6 protein-coding genes and 1 pseudogene are annotated in these 4,202 nt (G+C 47.5%); 3 read left to right on the top strand and 4 right to left on the bottom strand.

What is annotated here, in order from left to right; all coding sequences use genetic code 11:
- Nucleotides 1–24 precede the first annotated feature (24 nt).
- From AXW79_RS22335 to AXW79_RS23455, 4 genes are all read right to left on the bottom strand, one after another.
- Nucleotides 25–582, bottom strand: coding sequence for a DUF4276 family protein (locus AXW79_RS22335; RefSeq protein WP_011898722.1), 558 nt, complete (start codon nucleotides 580–582; stop codon nucleotides 25–27).
- Entirely contained in the window at nucleotides 579–1,766 is a 1,188-nt protein-coding gene (locus AXW79_RS22330; RefSeq protein ID WP_011898723.1) for an AAA family ATPase, read from the bottom strand. Before AXW79_RS22330 ends, AXW79_RS22335 begins: the two co-directional genes overlap by 4 nt.
- Before the next feature lie 360 nt (nucleotides 1,767–2,126).
- The gene (locus AXW79_RS23460; protein ID WP_197668931.1) at nucleotides 2,127–2,363 is read right to left on the bottom strand and encodes a hypothetical protein; all 237 of its coding nucleotides are present in this window, start codon (nucleotides 2,361–2,363) and stop codon (nucleotides 2,127–2,129) included.
- Nucleotides 2,364–2,386: 23 nt separating this feature from the next.
- The gene (locus AXW79_RS23455; RefSeq protein ID WP_198519302.1) at nucleotides 2,387–2,779 is read right to left on the bottom strand and encodes a site-specific integrase; all 393 of its coding nucleotides are present in this window, start codon (nucleotides 2,777–2,779) and stop codon (nucleotides 2,387–2,389) included.
- 120 nt (nucleotides 2,780–2,899) lie between these two features.
- Here AXW79_RS23455 and AXW79_RS22970 point away from each other — a divergent pair, with 120 nt between their 5' ends.
- From AXW79_RS22970 to AXW79_RS14205, 3 genes and pseudogenes are all read left to right on the top strand, one after another.
- Entirely contained in the window at nucleotides 2,900–3,073 is a 174-nt protein-coding gene (locus tag AXW79_RS22970; RefSeq protein WP_155395623.1) for a hypothetical protein, read from the top strand.
- Between the two features lie 440 nt (nucleotides 3,074–3,513).
- On the top strand, nucleotides 3,514–3,960 hold the full coding sequence (gene radC / locus AXW79_RS14210; RefSeq protein WP_043145167.1) for a RadC family protein: 447 nt from the start codon (nucleotides 3,514–3,516) through the stop codon (nucleotides 3,958–3,960).
- Between the two features lie 39 nt (nucleotides 3,961–3,999).
- A pseudogene (locus tag AXW79_RS14205) lies at nucleotides 4,000–4,202 on the top strand (DNA repair protein); the annotation flags it as partial.

The raw sequence follows: 4,202 nt of genomic DNA, 5'->3' as shown, positions 1-4,202 counted from the left end.
GGAACTGGGGGCGATTCAAATCCATCAAGCATTGTTAACCAAGTGCCTCAATCCATTAATCAAGGCTTTAAAACTGGTTGAACAATGCCTGTCATCAAGAACCAAAAATGGTGAAATTGCCCTTGAACCACTTACTTTTTGATAGGTTTTATTGGTGATTTTTTTTAACTCTTCAGCTGCATTATTCAGTGAATCTGGATTGCGAAACTTAGCAACTTGCTGCCTTCTCGCTAAACCAGTGAGCCCTAATCCCTGTTCTACAGCATTTAAATCGCCCAGATAAAAACTCTCTAGCTCTTTACACGCAATACGTACAAGAGCATTCAGTCGCCCAGCTTCTCGACTCAAGTTAAGCAACCGGTCTTTAATTTGATAGCAATCACCACTATCTTGATCACGCATCACTATAAAATGTGCGTCTTCTTGCCATAGCCGCATTTTTCTCACTAACTGTCTTTCTAAATCTTGTTTACCTTCAAAAACAACATAGCGAGCAGTCACATTCGGTAGTAGACGTGGAAGAACCCCTTCTAACATAGCCTTAGCTGAGGCTTCCTCAAGAAAAAAAACAAATGGAATCATTGCGGATCGACTCCTTGAAAGAAACCTTGTTTCCAAAGGTAGCCAAGTTTATCACCATCATCCATGTAGGCTTTTATCTGGGAATCATCTTCGGCTCGTTTTATCTCTGTCGCTCCATTCCGTTTCACAAGATAATAGGCTTCACTGAGTTCAATTGCGTTGAGGAAATCAGGGGAGTGGCTAGATACAAAAACTTGAGCACCTCGAGTAGCATATGCTCGAAACTCCTCTGCCAGTTCTGTTAGCAATGAAGGATAAAGCTGATTTTCAGGCTCCTCCACACACAGTAATTCATGTGGGGCAGGATCATATAACAAAATTAAATAGGCAAACATTTTAATCGTGCCATCTGATACATAACGTGCCAAAAATGGATCTTCAAAAGCCCCATCTTGAAAACGTAACATAACCCGACCTTCTTCTGTTGTTTTAGCTTCCACTTTAGTAATGCCAGGGACACGCTCAGCCAATCTAGTTAAAACCTGAGTAAAAACATCTGGATGAGAACGATATAAATACTCAGTAACTAACGCAAGATTTTCACCTTCACGAGAAAGGTGATCAGCAAAACCAGCCTCTTGCTCAGGTCTAGCTTTACTTATATGAAAATCTGAAATATGCCAATTTTCAATTAGCCGCCCTAAGGCCATAACTGCGGGAAAACGGGCAAACTGTGCTAACCCTTTCACTGCGAGTATATCAGGAGAGCGTAGCTCTTGTGGTTCACGTTGCATCTCTTGTTGGTCATTCATCGATGCTAACTCATTGATGATGGCTTCACCTTTTCCACAGCGAAAATCTAAAAAATGCCACGGTTGACCGCTACTTCCTCGACGATACTTTAAAAGTTCACGGGCAACAACGGCTCGCCCATTTTCCTCTCCAATCTCCAAGTAATAGGTGATTAGGGGGCGATCATCGGCCTCACGAAACTTCAATTCTATTTCTATGTTCCCACTAGAGCCTCGACTACGAACCTCATGAAACCCTCTACTTCCCCCCACTTTCATCAAGGCTGTATTGATATTCCCGTTTAATGCTTCTTTAAGAAACTCAAACACAGCAAATAGAGTGGACTTCCCTGTTCCATTAGCACCAATTAATACACAAAACTTCGGGATTTTATTCATTCTTGTATCCCGAAAGCTTTTGAAATTTTTAAGATGGATAGATTCAATGTGCATAAGTAGTCCTTTAAAATGTCGTCTAAGACAGCGTTTCGGCGGTTTTTGAGATATGCGCATTCAGCGCATTCCGCATATACTGATCTGGCCGCGGCATCGGGTGGCTCTTGCCTGGTTTCGTCTTGCGATCGTGCTCCTTATACTCCCGCACTACCTTGTCCCATTCCTTGGGATACACTCTTGAAATGCTGCCAGGAACTGCTCAAAGGTGAATCCAGGTTGCAATGACTCACAGGTGATCCGCACCTTCTCCGCTTTCTTAACTATCACTGCCATTTGCTGACCCCTCTTCGATTTAGAAACACTGTATATAGTTGTCAATTGAAGCTGCGCAGACAAAATATCTAGTGATTGTTGCCATCAAACGACTCGCCTTATCAGGTCACCTAAGCGAACCGGATCAGTGTCGCACAGCGTCTTAATGGCCTTGATGCTGGTCATCCCCAAGATCTCGCCTATGTGGCGTTCGTCTATGCCCTGGCGCTTGAGCTTCACAGCCAGCGTTCGGCGGGCAGATTGGGCCGTTGCCCCCTCAATGCCAGCCTGAGCGAACAGGCGAGTAATCAGGGCGGTCAGCTGGTCGGCCCTATAGCTCACCCGACCATCACGCTCGATGCGGGTCAGTTTGAGCGGCTGCCCAGTGCAAACAGCCCGCTCTGCGGGTCGAGTCCCCGATAGGCCGTTAGCCTGCCGGTGATGCCATGTCCTCGCTTGAACCGATCTGCAAGGTGCTCATCAATCGCGGCTATCAGCTTCTTGTTGACCCAGCACAGGGGGCGAGCCCGCCCGTTAAATGCAATCTCCGGCCTGAGCACAGTTTCGACCAGCGGTTCACCACCAGGGGATAGATAATCACTCACGCACAGTTGCGCAAGCTCGGTGGGCTTCATGCCGGTGCCGAAACAGCAGAGCAGCAAGGCGGCATCCCTGAGCCCATTTTCTGGGCTCGATACCTTGGCCACTGCAACGGCATGGGTCAGCTGCGGATCTTCAACAACAATCGCCTTTGGCATTAACTGTAAAATCCCGATTAACGACACTAAACAGAGAGAGTACAACAAAAGAGAGGGGCCATAAAGGCCCCTTTTTCAATTCTGGTCAGTGGTTCACGGAAAGTTCGGCGGGACAGGTGAGTGAAAGTTATCCACAAAATCGGTGCAAAAGTGACCCCATTAGCTGTGCATGAAATAGGCATCAGGGAGGTAACTGCCGCGCTATCGCTTGCCTGCTGGCTTGTTCGTCGCAGCGAAAAGATGCCGCTCCTCAACGCCCAGCCGCTACTTGCTGCTATCTGGTCAGAATTGTGATCTCAATCAACCTAACCATACCGCTGGTACGGTATGGTGTTTATACACGGATATACCCAGCTCGTAATAACAGGCATACCCGTTGTGCAAAAAGAAAACCCCCTGCGCTAACAGGGGGCAGCACGTAAACCCGTTCCAGGAGTAAACATGACAACTCACAGTAACAAAAAGCGGGGGATCCGTCTAATGGACATCCCTCATATGCCAGCCGAACAGGCCATCACCCTCCTGATGCAAAAAGCATTTTGGGTCAGAGAGGCAATGGCAAAACACTGTTATCGCCAGATATCACAGCATAAATAAATAACGAATAGGCGGGATACCCGCCTATTACCTTTATTTTAGTTATCAAGGTGAAAATACTTTAACCGTCCCGTTGGTATGGTATAATTGTTTTGTGGTCCGGGATTGGCCTGGACCCAAAAAACAGGATTGCCTGTATGTTCACTGAAAGAGAAAAACAGATTATCGCGCTGGCTCACAGCATTATCGCTCGCCGCTTCACTCGTCTGGATTTGCTGAGCAGCCCCGAGATGGTTGTCGAGTTTCTGACAACTCGCTTTGCCACGCATGAGCATGAAACTTTTGCCATGATCCTGCTGGATAATCAGCATCGGGTTATCGACACCGTTGACCTTATTCACGGCACTATTGATTCTGCCGCCGTGTATCCGCGTGAAGTGGTCAAAACCGCCCTGAAATATAACGCCGCTGCTGTGATACTGGCTCACAATCACCCGTCCGGTATCGCCGAACCAAGTCGTGCAGATATCCAAATCACCGAACGGCTGCAGGCCGCGCTGGATTTCGTTGAGATCCGGGTTCTGGATCATGTCGTGGTCGCCGGTGAATACAGTGTGTCATTTGCAGAACGGGGATTAATTTAAACACTGCGCCGCCCCTGACGGGGCGGCTGGAGCCTTATTATGTCTGAACAAAAAGCTATCTACGATGTCACTGGACTGAATTGCTCTATCGAGGAGTTCAAAACACGGCCCTGTGTCCACCACCGTTATTCGTCTGAATTTGTGCTGCCTACGCCGGATGAGATCAGGTTTGTCCGGACTGCCTTGTTAGGCTGGCCACAAACCAAGCTAGGGGCGTTTTTGGGCTATCCCATCGATCCAAA

The sequence above is a fragment of the Aeromonas salmonicida subsp. salmonicida genome (assembly GCF_001643305.1).
GTDB lineage: Bacteria > Pseudomonadota > Gammaproteobacteria > Enterobacterales > Aeromonadaceae > Aeromonas > Aeromonas salmonicida.
Note: the sequence above shows the minus strand (reverse complement) of the source record. Positions and strands in the feature narration are given on the sequence as shown.

Bases quoted from the DNA above. Each gene is read 5' to 3' on its own strand.
- AXW79_RS22335 (WP_011898722.1), bottom strand. From the start codon at position 582: ATGATTCCATTTGTTTTTTTTCTTGAGGAAGCCTCAGCTAAGGCTATG.
- AXW79_RS22330 (WP_011898723.1), bottom strand. From the start codon at position 1,766: ATGCACATTGAATCTATCCATCTTAAAAATTTCAAAAGCTTTCGGGAT.
- AXW79_RS23455 (WP_198519302.1), bottom strand. From the start codon at position 2,779: ATGCCAAAGGCGATTGTTGTTGAAGATCCGCAGCTGACCCATGCCGTT.
- radC (WP_043145167.1), top strand. From the start codon at position 3,514: ATGTTCACTGAAAGAGAAAAACAGATTATCGCGCTGGCTCACAGCATT.